The sequence below is a fragment of the Lentzea sp. NPDC006480 genome, from assembly GCF_040611995.1.
GTDB lineage: Bacteria > Actinomycetota > Actinomycetes > Mycobacteriales > Pseudonocardiaceae > Lentzea.
This window is the reverse complement of record NZ_JBEXPJ010000058.1, coordinates 1-19,521: the sequence shown is the minus strand read 5'-3', so window position 1 is coordinate 19,521 and position 19,521 is coordinate 1. Positions and strand designations below refer to the sequence as shown.

The following is a 19,521-nucleotide window of genomic DNA, read 5'->3' as shown; positions in this document are numbered from 1 at the left end:
TGCATCCACTCCCGGAATCGAGCGGCGGTTTCGCTCAGGTCGAGCACGGATGGCTGGTCAAGCTGTTCGGACACGGGATCCTCTCGTCATGGTGCTCACCCGAGCACACTTCGGGAACTCTTGGTACCGCTTGGAAACAGTCCAACCGAGGAGCTGAGAGGGTCATGCCCCGAACGGGGGATGTGCTGATCGAGTTGTCGGGGCCGCCAGTGCGTTCCCGCCTCGCCACCCCGTTCGCTGGGATCGGTCTATACCACGGTCTCGCCGTTGTGTTCGCCTTCGGATTGCTGGTCGACTGGGCGCTCAGCGATAAGCTCCGCATATGGCTGAAGTTTGTCCAAGGTCGAAGTGCTCTGTTGGTGTAACTCCCGGCTGTGTGATTCTGAACTGCTCTACCGGCACATGTACCGGGTGCCGTTGAACGGGGCGGAGCGATGTCATGACGGAAGAACGGCCGATCGGAAGATTTGATCCCATCGTCAACGGCGAGATGCAAATTCCCGTTTACATGTTGCCGTTCGACAAGCACGGTCAGCTGCAGGCTGAACAGACCTTCGAGGACCTGGCGACTGAAGGCGTCAGAAGTGTCACCGACATCTTCCTGTTCTGCCACGGCTGGAACAACGACTTCGCTGACGCGACCCGGCTCTATCGACGGTTCATGACGACCTACGGCGATCTGGTGCGTACCCACGGTCAGCCACGCGCGGGCATCAAGCCCTTGCTGGTGGGAATCAGCTGGCCGAGCATCGCGCTGTCGTCGCACCCCGCCCCGCTGCTGGCGGGCCAACGCGATGAGACCGAAGCACGCGAACTCGCCGAGGCCGTCGTGCACGACGCAGATCGAGACGAGTTGAAAGCGCTCGCCGGCCGGAATCAGCTGAACGAGGACGAGGTTCGTCGGCTGGCGGAGTTGCTGCACCCGCTTTACCACCAGGATGACGACGAGCTCGGGCTTCCCGGTTCGTGCGACGTGGACAGCACCATCGAGTTGTGGCGTGCCATCGAGGACGAAACGGCCGACGCGGAGCTGGTGGTGAGCGGTCCGCAAGGTCCGGCGGAGCCTGTGCCGAACGCACAGCCGATCGCGGCGGGACGCATCGGCTCGATGCTCGACCCGCGCAACGTCGTCCGCCTGGCCACCGTTCTGCTGATGAAGGACCGAGCCGGGGTGGTGGGGGCGAAGGGAGTCGCCCCGGTGCTCGCGCGGATCCTGGGAACGTCACCGCGGACCGCGCGCGTTCACCTGATCGGTCATTCGTACGGCTGCAAGGTGTTGCTGTCAGCGGTGTGCGCGGGCGAGTTGCCGAGAAGCGTGCGGTCGATGCTCCTCATGCAGCCGGCGCTGTCCTATCTCGCGTTTGCCGACAAGATGCGTGGGCTGGATCGCTCTGGTGGCTACCAGGCAGCCAAGGCGCGCAGCGAGTTGACGATCGTGGTGACCTGGACCAAGAAGGACACCCCGTTGCGCAAGTTGTTCCAGCTTGCCGTGCGGCGCCGCAGTGACATGGGAGAACAAGACATCGGCGCGGCCGGGCTGGTGACACCGCCGAGCAGGTTCGCCGCGATGGGTGGCTGGGGTCCGGCGTCGTCGGACGACGTCCGCAACGAGACGATTCGCTTGCCTCGCGACGGTTCGTATGAACTCACCGACACCGAGGTGCTGGCGCTGGAAAGTCACAAGATCATCACCGGCCACGGCGACGTGGTGAAGGACGCGACGTGCTGGGCCCTCTACAACATCGTCAGTGCGGGGTGAGCCGTGGAACCCATCCAGACATACGGACTCACTGGGTTGCGCATCGGTTGTCAGCAGACGAGACGCGGTTCGGACTTCGTCACCTGCGAGCTCAGCGGTCCTGGCGGACGGTCGGCGAGCAAGGACATGCCGACCACCGCGCTCGCCCGCGGCCGGCTCGACAAACTGCTGCACGAGGTCGAGCGCTCGTGGGAGTTCCTGGACTCCACTCCGGCGATCCGCGACCTCCGCACGCGCAAGGAGCCGCTCTGGCTCGACATCTCCACCGAGCATCCGCTCCTACCCGCCGTCGACTGGGAGCGCGCGTTGTCCTCGCTCAGGGTGCCCGTGCTGCGGATGCCGGGAATACTGGGAGCCCCGACCCCGTCGCCCCGATCACCGAGCGTCGCGCTGTGGGTGACGATGCCGGTCGTCAAGGCGGCCTTCGACGCCATCGGTCTGGTCGAGGGGACGTTGAAGGCGATCCGGGAGACATCGGACTCGGGTGAGCTGCCTGACGTGCATGTCTTCTCCGAAGCCAGACTCGTGGAACACCTGCTGCGGCATGACTTCGGCTCCCACGTGGTGGTGCACCGTCCGAAGCGGAAGGGCCCGGACGAGCAGGTGCCCTGGTCCGAATGGATCGCCGAGTCGCTCGGCGACACCAGCGTGGACGTCCTGCACCTCATCGGCCACGGCTACCTGTCGGCGAACTGCCAAGGGGCGTTCGCGTGTGCCGAGTCGCCCACCCGCGACTTCGACCGCAAGACGGCGAGTTTCGTGTGGCCCCAGCAGCTGGCCGCGCTGCTGACATCGATCGGCGCGTGGGGAGTGGTGTTCACGGCGGTGCCGCACAACTACTCGGTCGCCGGATTGCGCCTGCTCGCGACGAGAGTGGCCTCGTTGCGCGCCGCGGCCACCGGACTGCACGACGTGGCACGGCTCCGGTCGCCGAACGCTGGCCTGAGCGAGATCTACCAACTGCTGCTCAACCATCCCCAACAACCTCCGCCCAGCACGACTGGGCTCGCGCTGACCATGCACCCCGGCCGGTTCGGGGTTCCCACCCGCCGCGCGAACTACGAACCAGTGCGCACCGAGCTGGCCGACCTGGTGAACAAGGGCGAGGACGTGCCCGGCTGGATGGTCGGCGCACAGCGCCAGATCGCGCAGTGGGAGACCCACCTGTCGTTCCGCTCGGACGTCGCGCAGGTCGACTCCGTCCGTGCAGGTCTTGAACTGGCGAAGTCGCGCGTGGACGACATCATGCGGGACAACCGCAACGAGGGCGGCCCGTCATGAACGTCATCGTCGAGTTCAAGGAGATGGGCAACCCGGTTCAGGTCTTCATCAGTCTGCAGGGCTCGGCCGCGCTCGACTCGTGGCATTGCCCCCATGACGAGCGGAGCGTGTTCGACGCGATCGACCAGGTGCCGTGGGGGCCGCGTGAGGCAAGCGAGCCCCAAGCCGTACTGGCGGCAGGACAGCTCCTGCGCGCGAAGTTCGCTGCGGCGCCTGCGCTCACAAAAGCCCTGATCGACACGTTCGCCACCAACGGGCAGGCGGTACGTCCGCTGTACTTCCAGCTCGGCGCGGAGCCGGCGGTGGAAACGGTGCCGTTCGAGGCGATCTGGGACGATCACGTCAGCGCGTTCATCGGTCTGGACGCACGATGGCCGATCGCCCGCATCCCGGCCGACGCCGTGAAGCCCGCAGGACCTTTCACGATGGAACGCACGGTGCGGATCGCCGCTGTGCTCGCTGCCGAAGGCGCAGACCCGAGGAAGCAGCTGACCGGGTTGCGGCAGGCCTGCGACGCCGCACCTGGCCTCCGCGTCGAGGTGACAGTCCTGACGAACTGCTCGGGGATCATCGCGGAGATGACGACCGCCGCGAAGCCGGGCTGGACGGCGGAGCCGGTGCCGGGCACCACGGACGGGCTGATGGTGCGGTTGAAGGAGATCCAGCCGCATCTGCTGCACGTCTTCTGCCACGGCACCGCGGACGGGCCGCGACTGATGGTGTCCCAGTTGAACGACCTCGGTGTGCTCGAGGTCGGGGTCACGGCGTTCGAAGGGCTGTCGAACGGGCCCTCGCCGGCTCCCTGGCTCGTCATGCTGAACTGCTGTGAAGGGGCGACCCCTGGCCATCAGGCCGTCTCGCTCGCTTCGGGACTCGCTCGCGCGGGGATGCCCGCCGTGATCGGCATGCGCCGGATGATCGACAAGACGGTCGCCGATCAGTTCTGCGCCGACCTGTACCGCGTCGCACTCGCCGAGCTCGCGCGGATCTCGCCACGCGGACGGCAAGTATCCACATTGGACTGGGCTGCCGTGCTGCACGAACCGCGCCGGCGGCTGAGCGCGATGCACGGGACCCCGGCGGACGTCGCGGGCAGGCAGAAGGAATGGACGATGCCGGTGCTGTACCTGTCGACTCCCCGGCTCGAGCTGCGTGGTGCCCCGACCACGGACATCAGCGATGCCAGAGCGAAGGAGGAGATCATCACTCTCAGCGTGTTCGAGAGCTTGCTGGCCAGCAGGAACATTCCACAGGAGAGCGCCGACAGCCTGCGCGCGTTGGCTCTATCGCACCTCTACCGATAGGAGTCGACGGTGACGACGGTGCTCAGCAACGGCTGGCGGGGTGCGCCGGCGACAGGCGTGTTCGGCCTCGGAGCCCACCGTTGGGGTGTGGGTGCCGTCGAACAGCGAGTTGTCGCGCTCGCTCCGCACCCACCCGAGCCCTGGGACTGGCGGCACGCGGCGGTCGGCTGGGGTCTGGTGCTGCCCGACACCGACGCGGTGTCGTCGTCGGACAAGGCCGCCGGCAAGGACGCGCCCGAACCCCTGCGACGACTGGTGGCGGAGCGGGAAGCACCTGTCCTGCGCTGGGATCCCGGTCGGCAGGATCGTCTGCTGCGGTACTACCAGGGTTACGCGGAACCTGAGCCGATTCCGATCGGCGGGACACCACGCGGCGTCGTGGAAGGAGCGATTCCGTCGTTCCTCATGTTGTGGGGAGAGCTGGAGAAGCTGCCCTGGCGGCTCCAGTACTCGCTCAACCTGGATCCCCGCCTGTACGTCGGCCGCCTGCCCCTGATCGGCGAGGCGCTCGATCGCTACGTCACCGCGTTGCTGACCGACTGGAGCCCGGATCGGCTCGTGCCGGCGAGGGCGAAGACGGTGGTGTGGGCGACCGATCACGCGCCAGGGGACATGAGCCACCTGATGCGCCGGGTGATCGCCGACGAGGTGAACCAGAAGTACTCGGCCGATGCCGACATCGACGTGACCTACGTGAACGGCGACGCCGCGAATGGAGGGGCGCTCACCAGCGCTCTGACCGACGGCACGGGCATGGTCGTGACGACCAGCCACGGATCCACCGGACCGGTTGGGGCGCCCGACCGGGAACGGCTCGGCTGGCTCGTCGACGCGGACGAGTGCGAGGTCGATCCCTCCGGCGTGCTCGGGAGCTGGCAACCCGACGGGGCGATCTGGTACGCCCATGCGTGCTGTGGCGCGGGAACAAGCGCGCGCACGTCGTTCGAGGGTGTGTTCGAGCAGGGCTCGGACCTGGACACGATGGTGACCGACCTGGCAGGCCTCGGTGACGTCGTCGCGTCGTTTCCGACGGCGTTGCTGGGCGCTTCGAAACCGCTGCGGGCGTTCATCGGTCACGTCGAGCCCACGTTCGACTGGACGATCCGGCACGGGCCCTCCAGGCACGCCACGACCAGTGACCTCATCGCCGCGCTCTACGACGAGCTGATGCTCGGGAAGCCCGTCGGCTGGGCGTTCGAGAAGTTCCACGGCCGTGCCGGGGCAGACGCTGCCAGCCACCACGACCTGCGCCTCGACGTGCTTGGGGGACGGGCTGAGCCGGACGACGCACTGCGCGCAAGGCTCAGTTTCCTGGATCGGCGATCACTGGTGATCCTGGGAGACCCTGGCGTGGCGCTGCCGTCCACGGACGTCGGTGAGCACGGCTAGGGTAGCCAGGTCGCGAGTTTCGCGGCCAGTTGCGCCTTCGTCGGGTCCGCCGCGGCGTACGGACCGTCCGGCAGGCCGTTGACCATGTCCCGCAGAGTTCGTGCGGCCTCCGGTACCTGGTCCAGGAAACGCCATCGCGGCCTGGACAGCTGGTTCCACAACGAGCGCCACGCGATGCGTCCGCTGGTCAGCGGAACCCCTGTCGTGGAAGCGATCTGACGGGCGTTCCATTCGAGCGCCGCCCGTTGAACGTCGGTGACCCGCGCCGCGGCGTCGCCCTTGTCGAGCGCCCTGACGGCCTCGATGAACTCGGGCGGGTTTCCTCCGCCTCCGCCTCCGCCTCCGCTTCCTCCGGCCGCGGAGTTGGCCATCGCCAGCACGTAGATCGCGCCCGGCCCGCCGGACATGGCCGTGGCGACGGTGCCCACCGGCACGGTGACCTGCGCGACGGCGAGTGATCCGTTGCTCTGCAAGCGAAGCACGTTGATGGCGACCTCACCGGCGTCACCTGCGGCCGCGGCGATGGCGGTCGCCGAGCCGGCCGCCGTGCCGTACATCAGGACCAGGGTCGAGACCAGCTCGGAGACGCTGCGCACCTGGTCGTTGAGCGGCATCGCCCGGAACATCTCCCAGTACTCTGGGCTCTGGGTGATCAGCTGGGCGACGGCGGCAGGCAGGTTCGCGAGCCCCGCGATGGTGCGGACCGGATGAGTGATCAACTGGACGAGTCCGCGTGCCATCGCGACAGCGGCGTCCTCCACGCCGTCGAGCGCCGCTCCGGCCACGTCGTGCTCCAGTCCGAGCTCGGCGATCGGCTGGCCACTGGCCTGCAGCGAATCGTCCGTCCGGTACATGACGCCGCCGCGTGAGTAGTAGAACCGGCCGATCTCATACGGCGGACTCGCGGCACGTTCGGCCGAAAAGGCGCGCTGCAACGCCTGCCCCGTCAACGCGTTGGCCCAGTACCCGTCAGGCCGCACGACGACCAGCGGCGCGTACCGGTCACTGCGCCGGTCGAGCTGCTCTCGGGTGACCGTCTGCGTTCCGGCCGCCACCTCCTGCATGAGGTGCAGCAAACATCTGCGCGGCCCGAACTGGGCCAACGACGTCGGCGAACCACCGAGCTCCGCGACCAGTCTCGTGGCATCGGCAGGCGAGATATCGGTCAGCGACCGGGAGGCAGCCTCGTCCATCCGTGCGATCGCCCGCTGTACCGCGAGGGTGGTACTCGCGTTGCCCACCTGACGCTGCAGGCGCTCCACCCAGGCCAGTGGCGGGGCCTGCTGTTGCGCCCTCGCAACCTGTTTTTTCGCACCCGCCGGTTTGCCGATGTGATCGCGCACGAATACGAGTGTCGTGTTGACACCGTTCCCGGTGGAACTGCCAGCCGACCGGCCGAGCGTGCGCCACCCGCTGCCCGTTGGGGAGTTTCGGCTGGACAATGCGTAGGTGAGCCTCATAGCGCTGCAGGACGGCCGGAACCTCCACATCGAGGTCACTGGACCGGAGTCGGGCATGCCGTTGATCTTTCATCACGGCACTCCTGGCTCCGTGCTCCGGTTCACCGGTTTCCAGCAGGCGGTTCACCAGCACGGTCTTCGCCTGGTGCGGTACTCGCGTGCCGGATACGGTCAGTCCAGCAGACTGCCGGGCCGCTCGATCGCCGATGTGGTGCCGGACGTCGTCGCGATCCTCGACCACATCGGCGCCGCGCGCTGTCTCGTCGCGGGCCGGTCCGGCGGCGGTCCGCATTGCCTGGCCACCGCAGCGCTGCTGCCCGAGCGAGTGGCAGGCGCACTCGTGATTGCCGGCTTCGCGCCCTGCGGCATGGCCGATCTGGACTTCGTCGCAGGTATGGGCGAGTTGAACACCGAGTTGTTCGGCCTTGCCCTGCGCGGTGAGGACGACCTTCGTCCGGCGCTGCAAGACCACGCCAAAAGCCTTGGCGCCAACGACAGTGCCGCGATCATGCGAGGGTGGCGCACGCTGCTCCCCGACGTCGACCGCGCGGTCATCAGCGGCGAGTACGCCGCAGATCTGGCCGCCGGCTTCGCTGAGGGACTGCGTCCCGGTGTCGACGGCTGGGTCGACGACGACCTCGCCTTCGTCCGCCTGTGGGGTTTCGCCGTGTCCGACGTCACAGTCCCCACCTTCATCTGGCACGGCACCGAAGACTTGTTCGTTCCGTACACACACGGTGAATGGCTGGCCCGCAACGTGCCGGGTGCGACGGCACACCTCCTCACCGGCGAAGGCCACCTGTCGCTCGCGATCGGTGCGCTCGACATGATGCTGGCCGAACTGGTCGAGGCCGGTCAAATTTGAGCGCCTGCCAGCGGTGATCAACACGTCTCAAGATTGTGCAGTGCTGCCAGCAACTGCTTGTCGAGTTTGCCCATACCGGTGAGGGGGAGCACGTCGTGGAACACCACCGAAGCCGGTACGTGCTTCGCAGACAGCTCGGCGGCCACTTGACGGATGAGTGCTCCGGCATCGGCGGTGCTGTCCGGCCGCATCACGACGGCGGCGTGCAGGTGCTCGACGTGGTCGTCGTCGACCACGCAGTACACCGCGGCCTGGGCGACCTCCGGGTGGATCAGCAGGATGTGCTCGACGTCCCTCGGATGGATCTTGATGCCGTTGGTCTTCACCACCTCGCCCATCCGGCCGTGCAACCGCAGCACGCCGTTCGCGTCGAGTGAGCTGAGGTCGCCGGTGTGCAACCAGCCGTCGCGCGCGGTGGCCGCGGTCAGCTCCGGTTCGCCCCAGTAGCCGAGCATGATCGAGGGGCTTCGCACGCACACCTCGCCGATCCCGCCCGGCTGCGCGTCCTCGTCGCTGTCCAGAGAGCGGATGCGCACTTCGGCGGTGGGGCGGCCGGCTGTGGCGAGCAACTGCGGGTCGAGGTGGTCGGCCGGGCCGAGGACGCTGATCGGGCTGGCCTCGGTGGTGCCGTAGATCTGGGTCAGCACCGGGCCGAACACGTTCAGCGCCTCGGCCAGCCGGGCCGGGGCAGCGGGGGAGCCAACGTAGGTGATGTTGGTGATGCTCGACAGGTCGCCCGAGGCGAGGGCGAGGTCGACGACGGCGCCGCTGGAGTTGCACACCGGCAGCGTCGCGAGATACACGAGGGGTTCCGGCGACTTGAACTCCCCCCGGCGACCGGCCTCCAGGTGCAGGGCGCGCACGCGGTAGGGCATCGCGACGGCTTTCGGCCTGCCGCTGGTGCCGCTGGTGCAGATCACGACGGCGGGCTGGTCCGGGTCGACCTGGACGGTGTCGAGGTCGAAGGCGTCCGGGTCTCCCGAGGAGAGGTCCAGGACGTCGGGGCCGAGCAGGCCGAGTGCGGCGAGCCGTGGTGGCTCGGGCAACTTGCCGCACAGTTCGCGGCCGGCGTCGGCGTTCTCCTCGTCGACCGCGAGCAGGGTGGCTCCGGTTCGGCCGAGGATCTCCCGCCGGGCGTCGGCGGCCAGCTGGTCGGTGGGGTCGACCGCGTTCGTGGAGTGCAGGTGGACCACGGTGGCACCAGCGAGGTTGGCCGCGTAGCGCAGGATGATCGTCGCCGGGCTGTTCGTGACGGTCAGCACCGCGACGACCGGCGCCGGGTCTCCGGCGAACTGCCGGCGCAGAACGTCCGCCGCCGTGAGCACCGTCTCGCGGAACTGCCGCGCGGTGAGCTGGTCGTCCTTGCGCCACAGGCAGATCCGGCCGGGCGCGGCCGCCAGTCCGGCCAGCATCCGGCAGACGTAGTGGTCGTGCGACGCCGCGCGCAGCCGGGCGGCCAGTCCCCGCTTGAGCACCTTGCCGCTCGTCCTGAGGGGGAGCTCATCGGTGAAGTCGATCCGCCTCGGGTACTTGTGGCTCGCGAGCTCGTCGCGTCCGTGGGCGAGGAGCTCCACGGCGAGCTTGTCGTCGCCCGGGCTCCCGGCTGCCGGCACCACGACCGCGCAGACCTCCTCGCCGAGCTGGGCATCCGGCAGGCCGATCACCGCGACCTGCGCGACGGCCGGGTGCCGTAGCAGCACTTCTTCGACTTCTCGGGGATAGATGTTGTAGCCGCCGCGGATGATCACGTCCTTCTCGGTATGCCCGACCTCACTTGGCGGCTCGTGGGAGTGCTGTGGGCGTACTTCGACCTGCGCAAGTCGTTCGGCGTGTGGGAGGAGATGTTGGCGGAGGGCCTAGCGAGCGCCCGTCGATGCCACGACCAGCTCGGCACCGCACTGATGCTGCTCGACCTCGGCACCGCCCGGCGCGACCAGGGCGCCTTCACCGCCGCGGTGGCGTTGTTCGACCAGGCGCACGCCGCCTTCGAACACGTCGGCGACTTGTGGGGAGTCAGCTCGTCGCTCACCCGGCTCGGCGACGCCTACCGCGACATGCGCAGCTACGACAAGTCCGTGCGGTTCTCGGAACGTGCGCTCGCGGCTTGGCGCGTGACCGGCGACCGCGGCGGCGAAGCGTGGACACTGAGCAACCTCGGTCTGGTCTACCGCGACCTGAGGCGTGACCGGGACGCACTGGACGCGTTCCGGCGGTGTCGCGAGCTCTTCGAGGAACTCGGCGACGTGCGCGGTGTCGGCTCCGCGCTGCGCAACGAGGGGGGTGGTGCAGCGCGTGCTCGGGGATCTCGCCTCGTCCCGCCGCAGCCTCGAACAAGCGCTGGCCGTCCAGCGCGCTGCCGGCGATCACTGGAACGAAGCCTGCACGTTGGAAGGGCTGGGCGAGAGGGTGCGCGACCTGGGCGAGGATCCACGGGAAGCGTGGGCTTCCGCCTTGGCGATTTTCGAAGGTCTGCGCGACCGTCGGGCACCACGAGTTCGGGCGTTGCTGGAGGGCGTGGAGTGACCGCGCTGTAACAGCGGATGTCGTGCCGTGCGACAAGCCTCGGCAGTCGTCCGGCCGGCGAGGTGGTGATGAGTTGGATCAAGCAGGCGAACGGCTGTTCCAGCGTCGTGTGACGGGTGACGGGAGCTGACATGGCACTGGTGTACGTCCACGGCATCGGAAACCGCCCCGGCCGCAGCTATGACGAAGCTGCGCACCGCCGGGAAGTGTTGTTCCGCACCGTGCTGTTGCCCGCCGCCGGGCTCACCGGGGCGCCAGTCGTCATGCCGTGCTGGGGTGGTCTGACCCGGCCGCCGCGCTGGGGCCTGGCGTCCTTGCCGCACAAGGGCACCGAGCGGCTCGGGCCGGACGCTGACGAGCGCGACGCCCTGGTGGAGCAGGCACCGTCGCTGCTGATCATCGCGCGGCAGTCGGTGTCCGACGCGCTCGACGCCCTGTACACGATGATCGATGCACAGTACCGGCAGGAGAACCTGTTGGCGCAGGCCCAAGACTTCGTGCGCTACATCGGGCTGCGCGAGAGTCTCTACCCTCATGTGCCGGAGAACGTGCGGTATCCGTGGCTGAACGAGGTGCGCACCGACATCGAGTTCGTGGACCGCCTGGTCGCGGAGGTCTGGCCGCCCGAGGGGGAGACGCTCGGCGCCGGCAGTCCGATTCGCGACCTGCTCGTCTCCGCCGCCCGCCGGTTCAACCCCACGCCTCTGGTCGTCGGTGCCGGCCGGCGCTTGGTGAGTGCGAACACCGCGCTGCTCCTCGCTGACGTGCTGCAGTACACGGCGTTGCGCGGCACCCGCGACGAGCCCGGCGAGGTGATCTCGTTGGTGGGCAAGGCGATCGAGGAGGCCGCGGCACCGCGGATCGTGCTCGCGCACAGCATGGGCGGGAACATCGTCTACGACTTGCTCAGTCACTACCGTCCAGACCTGCGCGTGGACGTGTTCGTGACGGTGGGCTCGCAGGTCGGGTTGTTCGAGGAGCTGAGCCTGTTCCGGGAGAGTTCCACCGACCCGGAGGCCGGGAAAGTTCCGCTGCCGCCCGGAATCGGCAAGTGGGTCAACGTCGTGGATCTGGCCGACCCGCTGTCGTTCCGCGTCGCTCCGATCTTCGCGGGCGCCGATGACTACGGTTACCCGTCGCGCGCCACGTGGGCGCACACGGCGTATCTGAAGCAGCCGAATTTCCACGCCCGGATCGGCAGGCGTATCGCGGAAGCCCTCGCATGACCACCGTCTTCGAAAGCGACGGCCAGCCTGATTCATGCCATCTTGAATGGAATCGCCGTGGTCGAAACAACGTGCCGTCCCGTCCGCCAGAAAGTTGTAACGCGGCGTCCGGCAGGGCGATAAACCGGCTGATTAGAACGCCACCATGACGGTAGGCCGGAGGATTCTCGACCATGCGCAGAGATCTGCGGGTATGAGTCATGCGCGTCTCGCGGCTGGTCTCGATGGGCTGGGTCAGGAGGATTTGGCCGAAGGTCGCTCGCCGACGTCTCACGGCCGCGTTGACGGTCGGTGTTCTGGTCGCCGGACTGGTGATCGTCGGATTGACCCACGTCATTCCGCCGATCCGGCCGCGAATGCTGCCGGGAACCGCGTGGCTGCCTTCGACGGCGATCGGGATGTTGACGCTCGTGGACGGCGTTTCCGCGCGGGTTGCCACGAACGTCGAGGTTTCCGGCCCCGCAGGTGACTTCATCGCAGTGCAGTCCGCGCACAGCGGATATGCGGTCGACGCGGCTTCCGGGTACATCGTCGGAATCGACGGGGGAACGCTGGCGAAGTCGTCGATCAGGCCGATGGCGGACGGCGTCGGGAAGTTGGCGGTGCACCTCACCTCGGGCGGGTTGCTCGTGGCGAGCCGGGAACGGGGTCTTGTCCAAGCGGTGAGCCTCGACAGCAGCACGAGAATCGGGTCACCGATGAGCCTGCCGGCGCCGGTCGCGGCTTTGGCGGGTGGCGACAACATGCTTTGGGCTGCGGACGGATCCGGCACGCTCATCTCGTACGACATCTCGTCCGGGACGCCGAACCGCGCGGTTCACCAGAACACCTACCCGGCTGACGCGAAGATCGAACTCGCTTTCTCCGGTGCGCATCCGGTGCTCGTTGACCGGACACATCAGAGCGCGACGGTGTTGAGTCCGGTGTCCGGCGAGGTGGTGAGATCAAACCCCGTCCAGATCGGCGATCGCGATCTTGTCAGCGGATCGCCCGACGACCTGCGACTGCTCGTCGTGCAACGGGCCAGTGGCACGATGGCGATTTGCCCGCTCACCGCCGATTCCTGCACCGCGCGCGTCGTTCTCGGCAAGCCGGACGCCGATTCAGGACCTCCGGTCGAGTCGCTCGATCACGCTTTCGTGCCAGACCACACCAGTGGAACGGTCCACGTCGTCGATCTGTCGAACAGCACGGTCATCGACACCGCGCGCCTCTTCGACGACGACAGACGTTTCGAATTGTCCGTGCACGACGACATCGTGTACTTCAACGATCCGCGCAGTGAGAAAGCCGGCGTGATCGACGTCGCGGGGCGCATCAGGCGCATCAACAAGTACGACCCGACGAAGCCGCCGACCGCGTCGCCGACCACCAGCGCGACGGTCACGAACACCAGCCGGACCACGATCAGCCCGACCCCGTCACCGAGCCCAGCCACCAACAGGGAGAGCGTCAGCCGCGGCACCGGCCCAGGGGGCATCTCCGGTTCCGAGCCCGCCCCCGTCGGGCAGCCCACGGCCGGCCCGCCGCGCATCGTCAAGATCACCACTTCGCCCGAGGCCCCGGAGGTGGGGCAGGAGGTCACGTTCACCGCGGAGGTGGCCGGCGCGGCTCCCGACTCGTGGGGGTGGACGGTCCGCCGCCCCGGCGGGGAGGTCGAGAGCACCGCGTCGACCGCGACCTTCAAGCACGTCTTCGGGTCCGCGGCGAAGTACGACGTAGGGCTGACGGTCACCACCGGTGGCTTTCAGGACACGCAGAACCGGGCGCTCGTCGTGGTCACGCCATCGCCTGCCGTGCGGTGTGGCGACATCGTCACCGCGGACGTCAAGCTCAACGTCGATCTGCACTGCACCGGGCCGGGACTCATCGTCAAAGGCAACGACATCGTCATCAATCTCAACGGCCACACCATCGCCGGCTCGGACACGGACGTCGGCATCGACGTTCGCGACCAGCTCAACATCACCGTGCGGAACGGCACGATCGAACATTTCAACAAAGGTCTGCAACTCCTGCACGTGATCGATGTCGAGTTGATCGCCCTGACGATCGCTGACAGTGCCGGGGACGGCGTGTACACGAACGATCTCACCGACACCATCAAAGTCACGAACTGCCGACTGGTTCGCGCGGGGATTCTGATCAGGACCTCGTCCAACCTGACCGTGACCGACACCGAGTTCAGAAACTCCAGCCTCGGCCTCGACGGCAGGAGCACTCCGGTCGTCTCGGGATCGACCTTCATCGACTCCAACCTCTCGTATCACACCAACGCGAACAACGGATCGCTGACAGGCAGCAAGTTCATCCGGGCTCAGATCTTCATGCGCGAAGCGGATGCGCTGATGATGACCGGAAACACGCTCGAAGCCAGCACCATGTTGATCCTCAACGCCTGCCGTAACGTCACCGTGACCAAGAACCGCTTCAGCAACGGTGATCGAGCCATATCTTTTAACCAGCCCGAGTCGACGACCGGCGTGCGGATAACTGAGAACACTTTCACGGGAAATCAGATAGGCGTGGACGCCTCCGCCAGGCTCACCGGGTTCGACGACGGGATGACCATTTCCGGGAACACGTTCACGGATAATGCGGTCGCCGGAATCTCGCTCGAATCGTCGGTGGTGGGCACCGGCGCCTTCGCGCGGATCGAGGGCAACACGCTGGAGTCGAACGGCAAGCGGTCCGGCGGGCGAATCGACAGCGCCGGTAACAGCATCAACGACGGGATTCACATCAACTCCCCGCCCGGCAGCCCGGTCGAGATAACCGGAAACATCACGAGAGGGAACGCCGACTTCGGCATCGAGGCCATTCCCGGCACGGTGACGGACGGCGGCGGGAACACCTCGTCCGGTAATCCTTCCGGCTGCCGCGGCGTCACTTGTTCATAGCCACCATCGTCACAACGCGGGGAGTTCCCGATGTCGAACCCGATGCCGAGGTTTCGCGACCGCTTCCAGGACTTGCAGGACAACGTCGAGCGGTTCATCCGCGGCAAACCCGACGTGGTCCAGCTGGCGCTGACGTGCCTGTTCGCCGGAGGACATCTGCTCATCGAGGACGTCCCGGGCGTGGCCAAGACCTCGCTGGCCAAGGCGATCGCCGAGTCGATCCGCGGCACGTTCCGCCGGATCCAGTTCACCCCCGATCTCCTGCCGTCCGACGTGACCGGCGTGGACATGTACAACCAGCGCGAAGGGAAGTTCGAGTTCAGGCCAGGCCCGGCCTTCACGAACGTCCTGCTGGGCGACGAGATCAACCGCGCGTCGCCGAAGACGCAGTCCGCGCTGCTGCAGATCATGGCCGAGAACGAGGTGACGGTCGGCCTGACGACGCACCCCGCGCACAAGCCGTTCTTCTGCGTCGCGACCCAGAACCCGATCGAGCACCAGGGCACGTACATGTTGCCCGAGGCCCAGCTCGACCGCTTCCTGATGAGGCTCGCCGTCGGGTATCCCGACCACGCCGCGGAGATGGAGGTCGTGGCCCAGGGCGTTGCCGGCACTCAGCCCAGCGCAGTTGGTGAGGTGATGGACGTCGCCGAACTGGCCGAGCTGATGGGCGTCGCCCGGCGGGTCCAGGCGTCCCCGGCTCTCACGAGCTACCTCGTCGACATCGCCGAGGTTTCCCGCGGCCACAAGAGCGTGCGTCTCGGTATCAGCCCGCGCGGTGTCATCGCTCTTGCCGTGGCCGCACAGGTGGTCGCCGCGTCGAACGGGCGTCAGTACGCGACGCCGGACGACGTCCACCGGGTGGCGGTTCCCGTGCTGGCGCACCGGATTCTGGTGAAGCAGGAAGCCAAAATGGACGGTCAGTCCGCAGCCGGTCTCGTCGAGTCGTTCCTCGAGTCCGTCACCGTTCCCCGCCGGGCATAGGCGGGATGCGCATGAAGCCGACTCGAACAGGCTGGATCGTCCTCATCGCGGCGGTGACCCTCCTCGTCCCCGGCATCGTCGCCGACTACCCGGAGCTCGTCGCGCTCGGCCTGTCCGCGACGGCGCTGGTCGCGTTCGCCTGGGCTCGGGTCCTGACCCGGCCGCGGATCCGGGCGCAGCGGTCGATCACCCCGAGCCGGGTGCCGGAGGGCGAGCCGATCACGTGCGAGCTCGAGGTGTGGAACGAGAGCGGTCGCACCAGCCCGGAGTTCGAGCTGACCGAGCTGGTCGCGGACCGGCCGCAGCGGTTCCACCTGGGGCGGCTCGTGGCGCACGGGTACCTTCGCTACGAGTACGAGATAGCGACCCAGTCACGCGGCGTCTACGTGCTGCCGCCGCCTTCGATCGACCGGCTGGACCCGGCCCGGCTGGTGCGGCGCGTCCAGCACATCGGTCCGGCCGAGCGGTACTTCGTGCACCCGCGGCACCAGGGTCTCGCCCTGTTCGGAGCCGGCGGGCTGCGCGACATCGACGGCGAGGCGACGTCGGCGCAACGGGACGGCGTCGCCTTTTACAGCCTGCGCGAATACGTGCCCGGCGACGACCGGCGGCTGATCCACTGGCCCTCGACGGCGCGGATGGGCCAGTTGATGGTGCGGCACAACACCATGCCCGACGAGTCGGGTTACCTCGTGGTCCTCGACACTCTCGCCGGCCGCTACATGGAGGTGAGCTTCGAGGAAGCGGTTCGCGTCGCGGCGTCGTTCTGCGTCGCGGCCGTCCGGTCTGGAGCGTCGCTCTGGCTGACGACGACCGACGGCCAGATCCCGCCCGATTCGCACGGCACGCTCGGCGCGACTGAGATGGACGCGCTCGACTTCCTCGCCGGTGTCGGCCGCGGCAGGCATGACGTCTCGTGGAAACAGGCGCTCGCCCGCGAAGACCCGGTCGCCGGTGTGGTCGTGGTGACCGGGCGGCTCGATGCCGACGAGCTGGCGGCGCTCACGGGTACCGCTGTTGAGACCCGGACCACGGCCGTGATCCAGCTCCACGACGATCACGCCGCGTCGATCAGCGCGCCGTCCGCCAACGTGATCTCGTTCGTCGCGCCCAGCAGCGCCGAGTTCGTCGAGCAGTGGAACGGACGGCCGCAATGACGCGAATGGTTCAGGTGGTCGTGTGCGTGCTGGCCGTGGCGATGTCGGATCTGTTGTACCTCAGCTTCTTCGACACGACGGCGTTCGTTCCCGCTGCGGGAGCAACAGTCCTCGTGGCGGCTGGCGCGGCTTGCCTGGTGCACAAGAGGTCGCTCGCACTCCGCCTCGGCGCGGCCTGTCTCGGGTTCGTGGTCACGGCGGTGCCCGCTGCTCTCCGCCCGACCTTCGACGGCTGGCGCCCGACCACCAGGACCGTCTCGGAGCTCGGCTGGGGTGTCGTCGGCGGGTGGGCGAGGATGCTCTCGGTCGGGCTGCCGTCACCGGTCGACGACGAGATCCTGGTCGGCCTGCTGTTCGTCACGTGGATCGCGACCTTCAGCGCCGTGATAATGGTGCTGTGCACGAAGTCTGTGCTCGCGCCGCTCCTCCCGCCGATGCTGTCGTTCGTGCTCGGTCTGCTCATGGTCGCCAGCCGACAGCAGGTGCACTGGTACGAGACAGCCGGTCTGGGCGGGCTGTTGATCACGCTGCTCTTGTTACGGTCCACCAAGACCACCCGCGCACGAGGCGTCTACGCAACTGTCGCGCTGGTGCTGTCGGCCACCTCGGTGGGCATCGCGATCGGCGTCACGGGTGTGCTCGCGGACGGTGCCGGGAGAGCCGACCCGAGGCCGCTCTACTCGGTGCCGCTGAAGAACCCCGAGGTGATCACGCCGCTGTCGACGGTCAAAGCCCAGCTGCTGGAAGAGCCGCGCCGGCGTCTGTTCAGCGCACGCGTCACCGACGCGGATGGGCTGATCGGCCTCCGGGTGGCCGCCCTGGACCGGTTCGACGGTGCGTTGTGGACCTCGCGGGAGGACTTCCTCGTCGCGGGGGAGCGGCTGGGGCGCGACAGGTCGCTCGGCCCGTCGCGGACCGTGCGGGCGACGATCACCGTCGACAGTCTGCCGAACACGTTCCTGCCCGTAGCTGGTTGGCCGGTGGAGACGCGTTTCGCCAGATCGGTCGGTTCGACGGGCTTCAGCCCCGCTTCGGGGTCGTTGATCGTCGAGGAACCTCTGCCGCGAGGAACCTCCTACGACGTCGTCGGCGAGTTCCAGTCCGCCCGCGACCTGAGCCGGGATGCCCGGCCGAGCACGACCGAGGCGGACCACGCCTACACGGACCTGCCACCGGGGCTGCCCGCACCGGTCGCATCGCTCGCGCACGCCCTCACGGACTCGGAACCGAGCCCAGTCGGCAAACTGGCCGCTTTGGAGAGCCATCTCCGCGGGCTGCCTTACAACGTCGAGGCCCCACCGGGACATTCCTACGCCGCGATCAACAAGCTCCTCACCGCGCCCCAGACCCACGACGACGAGGGTGACGCCGAACAGCACGTCGCCGCATTCGCGGTGATGGCGCGGTCTCTGGGCTTCCCGACCCGGATCGCGGTCGGCTACCGGGTGCGTCCGGAGGTCACGACCCGGGACGCACACGCCTGGGCCGAGATCCACTTCGAGGGCCACGGTTGGGTCGCGTACGACCCAACCGACCCCGATCGCTTGCAGCGCAGCACACCCGACCAGCCGGTGGTGGTGCCCACACCCAGCCCGAACCCCGAAAGTGGGCACAACCAGGCGGTCCCGACCACGACCGCTCCGCCGACGCCTCCGCCTCCGCCGCTTCCGTCCGATGACCGCTTCTGGCTGGTGCTGGTCGTGCTCGCCGCCGTCGTGCTGCTGTCCGTCCTGGTGATACCCGCGGAGAAGCTCCGTCGCCGGTGGGTGCGACGACGAGCGCGCACCGGGCCGGCTCTCGTCACCGGTGCATGGGAGGAGGCCGTCGACCGGCTCGTGGAGCGCAAGCTGCCCTTCGTGCTGTCACGGACACCTCGGCAGGTGGCCGGGAACGCCGTCGAGACGCTCGGTGAACCCGCCATCAGCGTCGTAGCGCTGGCCGAGACCACCACCACGGCGATCTTCGGTCCGGAGTTCCTCGGTGACTGCGAACCCGGACAGGCCTGGCTGCTGGAGCGGTCACTGCGCCGCGACCTCTACCCAGGCTGGCGGCGGCTATGGCGGCTGCGGGCCTGGTTCGACCCGGTCCCGCTCTATGTGAGGCGCGCCGAGAAGAGGCGGCAACGAACGTGACCATCCGATTCCGCCTCCCCAGGCGAGCCTCCAGGCGAACAACGGCCACGGCCGCGGGGGCTGCCGCGGCCGGGCTGCTATTGCTGGCCGGTCTGCACCACGTGGTCCCGCCGATCCGGCCGCACATGCTCGCCGGATCGGCCTGGTTGACTTCACGGGCCATCGGAGCGCTCACGCTGGTGGACGGTGTGTCTGCGCGCGTGTCCGCGACCGTTCGGGTCTCCCATCCCGACGGGCACTTAGGGAGTGCGCAGTCCATGAGGACCGGTTACGCGATCGACAGCGACAGCGGCTACGTCATCGGGATCGACGGTGGCACCTTGGCCAAGCGGTCGGTGAAACCGTTGGCGGACAGCCAGAAGGCCTTCAACGTGCACCCGACCTCGTCGGCCTTGTTCGTGGTCGAACACGGGAACCGCGTCGTGCAGGCCGTGCACCCGGACGACATCAGCACGTTCGGCGCCCCGATGGAGTTGCCCGCATCGGGGAGTCGAAGTGCCGGGCGGAGACGACCTCGGGGGCGACGCGCTGGTCGTAGAAC

The 19,521-nt window shown here is 68.0% G+C and carries 14 protein-coding genes; 12 read left to right on the top strand and 2 right to left on the bottom strand.

Features of this window, described 5'->3' with window-relative positions; translation table 11 throughout:
* The first annotated feature begins 490 nt into the window (after window positions 1-490).
* Genes ABZX92_RS22960 through ABZX92_RS22945 form a run of 4 tightly spaced genes read left to right on the top strand, consistent with a single transcriptional unit; the run spans window position 491 to window position 5,733 of the window.
* Window positions 491-1,759 carry a hypothetical protein gene (locus ABZX92_RS22960; protein WP_355562787.1) on the top strand — a complete coding sequence of 423 codons (1,269 nt, stop codon included), beginning with the start codon at window positions 491-493 and terminating at the stop codon, window positions 1,757-1,759.
* Between the two features lie 3 nt (window positions 1,760-1,762).
* Complete coding sequence (locus ABZX92_RS22955) at window positions 1,763-3,040, top strand: hypothetical protein (protein WP_355562785.1); 1,278 nt, start codon at window positions 1,763-1,765, stop codon at window positions 3,038-3,040.
* On the top strand, window positions 3,037-4,344 hold the full coding sequence (locus ABZX92_RS22950; protein WP_355562782.1) for a CHAT domain-containing protein: 1,308 nt from the start codon (window positions 3,037-3,039) through the stop codon (window positions 4,342-4,344). The genes ABZX92_RS22955 and ABZX92_RS22950 overlap by 4 nt, the downstream gene beginning before the upstream one ends.
* A 9-nt stretch (window positions 4,345-4,353) precedes the next feature.
* Window positions 4,354-5,733: a hypothetical protein gene (locus tag ABZX92_RS22945; RefSeq protein WP_355562779.1), complete on the top strand. Its 1,380-nt coding sequence runs from the start codon at window positions 4,354-4,356 to the stop codon at window positions 5,731-5,733.
* On the opposite strand, the gene ABZX92_RS22940 is transcribed toward ABZX92_RS22945, so the two are convergent.
* Window positions 5,730-7,076: a hypothetical protein gene (locus tag ABZX92_RS22940; protein WP_355562776.1), complete on the bottom strand. Its 1,347-nt coding sequence runs from the start codon at window positions 7,074-7,076 to the stop codon at window positions 5,730-5,732. The genes ABZX92_RS22945 and ABZX92_RS22940 overlap by 4 nt on opposite strands.
* A 106-nt stretch (window positions 7,077-7,182) precedes the next feature.
* Here ABZX92_RS22940 and ABZX92_RS22935 point away from each other — a divergent pair, with 106 nt between their 5' ends.
* The gene (locus ABZX92_RS22935; protein WP_355562774.1) at window positions 7,183-8,058 is read left to right on the top strand and encodes an alpha/beta hydrolase; all 876 of its coding nucleotides are present in this window, start codon (window positions 7,183-7,185) and stop codon (window positions 8,056-8,058) included.
* Window positions 8,059-8,075: 17 nt separating this feature from the next.
* Here the strand turns inward: ABZX92_RS22935 and ABZX92_RS22930 are convergent, their stop codons facing one another.
* Window positions 8,076-9,806 carry an AMP-binding protein gene (locus tag ABZX92_RS22930; protein WP_355562772.1) on the bottom strand — a complete coding sequence of 577 codons (1,731 nt, stop codon included), beginning with the start codon at window positions 9,804-9,806 and terminating at the stop codon, window positions 8,076-8,078.
* Between the two features lie 12 nt (window positions 9,807-9,818).
* Here ABZX92_RS22930 and ABZX92_RS22925 point away from each other — a divergent pair, with 12 nt between their 5' ends.
* The 7 genes from ABZX92_RS22925 to ABZX92_RS22895 form a co-directional block, all read left to right on the top strand.
* Window positions 9,819-10,592 (top strand): tetratricopeptide repeat protein, encoded by a 774-nt coding sequence (locus tag ABZX92_RS22925; RefSeq protein ID WP_355562769.1) that lies wholly within the window; start codon window positions 9,819-9,821, stop codon window positions 10,590-10,592.
* A gap of 120 nt (window positions 10,593-10,712) precedes the next feature.
* Window positions 10,713-11,807 (top strand): hypothetical protein, encoded by a 1,095-nt coding sequence (locus tag ABZX92_RS22920; protein WP_355562767.1) that lies wholly within the window; start codon window positions 10,713-10,715, stop codon window positions 11,805-11,807.
* Window positions 11,808-12,007: 200 nt separating this feature from the next.
* Window positions 12,008-14,707 (top strand): NosD domain-containing protein, encoded by a 2,700-nt coding sequence (locus tag ABZX92_RS22915; protein WP_355562764.1) that lies wholly within the window; start codon window positions 12,008-12,010, stop codon window positions 14,705-14,707.
* Window positions 14,708-14,737: 30 nt separating this feature from the next.
* Entirely contained in the window at window positions 14,738-15,691 is a 954-nt protein-coding gene (locus tag ABZX92_RS22910) for a MoxR family ATPase (RefSeq protein ID WP_355562761.1), read from the top strand.
* Between the two features lie 11 nt (window positions 15,692-15,702).
* The gene (locus ABZX92_RS22905) at window positions 15,703-16,848 is read left to right on the top strand and encodes a DUF58 domain-containing protein (protein ID WP_355562758.1); all 1,146 of its coding nucleotides are present in this window, start codon (window positions 15,703-15,705) and stop codon (window positions 16,846-16,848) included.
* On the top strand, window positions 16,845-18,980 hold the full coding sequence (locus ABZX92_RS22900; protein ID WP_355562755.1) for a transglutaminaseTgpA domain-containing protein: 2,136 nt from the start codon (window positions 16,845-16,847) through the stop codon (window positions 18,978-18,980). Before ABZX92_RS22905 ends, ABZX92_RS22900 begins: the two co-directional genes overlap by 4 nt.
* A gap of 257 nt (window positions 18,981-19,237) precedes the next feature.
* Window positions 19,238-19,521: hypothetical protein (locus tag ABZX92_RS22895; protein ID WP_355562753.1), on the top strand; the 284-nt coding region annotated here is incomplete at its 3' end.